The 4,136-nt window shown below is 33.0% G+C and carries 4 protein-coding genes; all 4 read left to right on the top strand.

Annotated elements, in window-relative coordinates; all coding sequences use genetic code 11:
- Window positions 1-238 precede the first annotated feature (238 nt).
- The 4 genes from gndA (at window position 239) to JCM7501_RS15530 (ending at window position 4,100) form a co-directional block, all read left to right on the top strand.
- Window positions 239-1,648, top strand: coding sequence for an NADP-dependent phosphogluconate dehydrogenase (gene gndA / locus JCM7501_RS12280; RefSeq protein WP_028991997.1), 1,410 nt, complete (start codon window positions 239-241; stop codon window positions 1,646-1,648).
- A 154-nt stretch (window positions 1,649-1,802) separates the two neighbouring features.
- Entirely contained in the window at window positions 1,803-3,146 is a 1,344-nt protein-coding gene (locus JCM7501_RS12275; RefSeq protein ID WP_012994342.1) for a TrkH family potassium uptake protein, read from the top strand.
- Window positions 3,147-3,160: 14 nt separating this feature from the next.
- Window positions 3,161-3,814 carry a potassium channel family protein gene (locus JCM7501_RS12270; protein ID WP_012994343.1) on the top strand — a complete coding sequence of 218 codons (654 nt, stop codon included), beginning with the start codon at window positions 3,161-3,163 and terminating at the stop codon, window positions 3,812-3,814.
- 163 nt (window positions 3,815-3,977) lie between these two features.
- Complete coding sequence (locus JCM7501_RS15530) at window positions 3,978-4,100, top strand: hypothetical protein (protein WP_012994344.1); 123 nt, start codon at window positions 3,978-3,980, stop codon at window positions 4,098-4,100.
- The last annotated feature ends 36 nt before the right edge of the window (window positions 4,101-4,136 follow it).

Below are 4,136 nucleotides of genomic sequence, written 5' to 3'. Positions count from 1 at the left end.
GAAGGGTAGGCCATGGAAAATTTGATTTTTTCTGTTGATATATAATTTAATTATAAAGTTACTAATGAAAAAAGCAAATAATAACCATTTATTGGAAGTTATTAACGAAAGAGCAATGATTCAAAAAATTAAATGTTACAATTATAGAAGAAATGAATAGAACAAAAGGGAAAGGGTATAATTCAACAAAGCCTTTAAAAATATGCAAGTAAACTATTTATATAATGGGAGGTAATGTATGATAAAAGCTGACATTGGTTTAATAGGCCTTGGGGTGATGGGACAAAATTTAGCATTGAATATTGCAAGAAATGGATATGCTGTCTCTGTATTTAACAAAACAGAGGAAAAGACGAGAGAGTTTATTGATGAGAAAGTAAAAGAAGAGAAAATTTATCCTTTTTACACATTAAAAGATTTTGTCGAAAGTCTAAAAAAACCAAGAAAAATTATACTTATAATAAAAGCAGGAACACCTATAGATGATGTGATAAACGAACTCTTATCGTATTTAGAAAAAGGGGATCTTATTGTTGACAGTGGGAATTCTTATTTTATGGATACTTCCAGGAGGTTAAAAGTTTTAAAAGAAAAGAATATTTTATTTTTAGGCATGGGAATTTCTGGTGGAGAGTATGGTGCATTATATGGTCCTTCTTTAATGCCAGGTGGAACAAAAGAAGCTTATGAGTTGATAAAAGATGTACTTTTAAAAGTAGCTGCAAAAACAGAAGATGGGCCTTGTTGTACGTATGTAGGCAACGATTCTGCAGGGCATTTTGTAAAAATGGTCCATAATGGTATTGAATATGCTATTATGCAATTGATTGCTGAAGTGTATGATTTTATGAGGAAAATATTAAATATGACTAATGAAGAGATAGGGGATGTGTTTGAAAGGTGGAATCAGGAAGAACTTGATTCTTATTTAATGGAAATTTCTTACAAAATTATGAAATATAAAGACAAAGAAACCGGAGGATTTTTATTAGATTACATTTTAGATAAAGCAGAACAAAAAGGTACTGGAAAGTGGACTGCTCAAACTTCTTTGGATTTAGGAGTTCCTACACCAACATTGAATTTGGCGGTAGAGGCCAGAGTTATTTCTCATTACAAGGAAGAAAGAAAAACTTTATCAAAATTATATTCGAAAGAAAAAAATACAATCTCTGTGAATAAAGAAGAAATGATAGAGCATTTAAAGAAAACGCTGCTCTTTGGAATATTTATGTCGTTCTCTCAAGGCTTATGGCTAATTGACGAAGCATCCAAGCAATATAATTATGGAATAGACCTTAGCGAAATATTAAGAATTTGGAAAGGGGGCTGTATTATAAGAGCAAAAATTTTAGACTTTTTGAGGGATATCATCAGAGAAAATGAAAAATATGCAAATCTTTTGCATAGTGATAAGTCTATAGACTTTATCAAAGATAAATTAAATTCTGTCTATCAAGTTCTAGAAATTGGAAGAAATTATAGAATACCTCTCATGATAATAAATTCTGCAGTTGATTATTATTTTGCTTTAACAGAGGAAAATCTTCCTGCAAATCTTATTCAAGCCCAACGTGACTTTTTTGGAGCTCATACTTATGAAAGAGTCGATAAAGAAGGAATATTCCACACAGAGTGGGAAAAATAAGCCATGGAGAAGTTGCTCCATGGCTTTATAACTAAAAGAAATAGCATGATTGACTCGATGACAGTAATCTGCTATAATTTAAGCGTTGAAAATTTCATTTAGACATTTTAAAGAAGAAGTGATTCCATAGGCTTCTTGCTTTTTTCATGGGAAGGTGATTTTTATAATAAAAATAAAACTGACACCTACTCAAGTACTTGCTTTAGGATTTGCGACTATTATATTAATTGGAACTTTATTACTAATGCTACCTGTGGCAACTAAAAGTGGAGAGAGAACAGATTTTTTAACTGCGCTTTTTACGGCTACATCAGCTACGTGTGTTACTGGCCTTGTAGTTGTTGACACAAAAACATATTGGTCTGTTTTTGGGCAAATAGTGATAATGTTGCTGATACAAATTGGCGGTTTAGGTATTATGACCATGTCAACGCTTTTCGCGTTGATCCTTGGTAGGAAGATTACCTTTAAAGAGAGATTGGTGATGCAAGAAGCTTTCAATACAAATAGCCTCGGAGGCATTGTGAAATTTGCCAAGTATATACTGATGGTTTCTTTTTTATTTGAAAGCATTGGCGCAATTATATTGACTTTGAGATTTTTACCGCAGATGGGATTAAAAAAAGCAGTGTATTATGGCTTGTTCCATTCTATTTCTGCATTTAATAATGCTGGCTTTGATCTTATGGGTAATTTTAAGAGTCTAACAGGTTATGTTTCTGACTGGGTGGTAAACCTGGTCGTAATGGGTTTGATAATATTTGGTGGATTAGGATTTTACGTTTTGCTTGATATATACGAACATAGACATTTTAACAAATTTACACTGCATTCAAAAATTGTTATAACTATCACGTTGCTTTTAATTGCCATCGGTACACTGCTTATATTTTTATTTGAATACAATAATCCAAAAACATTAGAACCACTGGATTTTCCTACAAAAATACTTGCAGCATTATTTCAAGCTGTGACGCCAAGAACAGCTGGCTTTAATACGTTATCGCTTTCTGACATGACTATAGCGTCTAAATTTTTGACAATAATACTTATGTTTATTGGAGCTTCTCCAGCTGGAACAGGTGGAGGTATCAAGACAACTACTTTTGCGGTTATACTATATACTGTGTTATCAGTTATACAAGGTGAAGAAGAGACAGTACTTTATAAGCGCACTATTAGCAGAAACATAGTCTATAAAGCTGTAGCTATATCTTTTATAAGTGTTTTTATTATTTTCTCCGTGACTATGGTTTTATCTATTACTGAAACATCCGACTTTTTGACTGTATTGTACGAGACAACCTCAGCTTTTGGAACTGTAGGACTCTCACTTGGGCTTACCCCCGAATTGAGTACAGTTGGCAGAATTATTATAATATTTACAATGTATACTGGCAGAGTTGGTCCTTTAACGTTGGCACTAGCATTGGCAAAAAGGCAGAGAAGGCCTAAACCTATAATAAAATATGCTGAAGAAAAAATTATGGTGGGTTAAATAGAGGTGGGACGATGAAACAATTCGTTGTTATTGGGTTAGGAAGCTTTGGCATAAGTTTGGCTAAGACTTTATATGAAATGGGCAATGACGTACTGGTTATAGATGAAGATGAAGAATTGGTGCAAGCTATGAATGGCTTGGTGACACATGCAGTGAGGGCTGATGCTACTGATGAAAATGTACTTAAGTCCCTAGGTGTGAAAAATTTTGATGTGGCTATAGTTGCTATAGGAAAGAACATGGAATCAAGTATTATGGTAACAATGCTTGTGAAAGAATTGGGAGTAAAATACGTAATAGCAAAAGCTCACAATGAATTACACGCGAGGGTTCTTTATAAGGTTGGAGCAGACAGGGTTGTTATGCCCGAAAAAGATATGGGTATAAGGGTTGCCAGAAATGTTTTTTCAAGCAATTTAATAGACCTTATTGAGTTTTCTAAGGAATACAGCATAGCAGAAATTCTTCCAATTGAAGAATGGTTTGGCAAAACGTTAAAGGAAATAAACGTGAGAGAAAAATATGGATTAAATGTCGTAGCGGTAAAAAAATTTAATGATGAAATCATTGTATCACCAGGGCCGGACTATGTGATTAATGAAGGCGATGTATTAGCTGTTTGCGGGAAAAATACAGATATTAAAAGATTTGAGATAAAAACATAGGATATAGGAAGAATTGTAGAAAAATAAAGCCATTGGAGTATATGTTACTCCGTGGCTTTATTTTTTTATTTTTTTACTCAAAAAAGGAGGATTTTTTTAATAGACGTCGAATATATATAATATAAGTTTGTTGAATCAATAAACTATTGGAGTAGTTATATAAATGAAAAGAAAATTAAAAAACAGTGTCGGAATATGGGCATTTGGCCCTGCTGCTACAAGATTCGATCCTGCAGGATACCACACGGAGCTTTCAAATGAGACAATGGAAGCATATATTGCATAGCACTTGGAGCAAAGTTTTAAATAATTATATTTTCTA

The sequence above is a fragment of the Thermoanaerobacter thermocopriae JCM 7501 genome, assembly GCF_001310975.1.
Lineage (GTDB): Bacteria > Bacillota > Thermoanaerobacteria > Thermoanaerobacterales > Thermoanaerobacteraceae > Thermoanaerobacter > Thermoanaerobacter thermocopriae.
The sequence above is the reverse complement of the archived record's forward strand: the minus strand, read 5'-3'. Positions and strand labels throughout refer to the sequence as shown.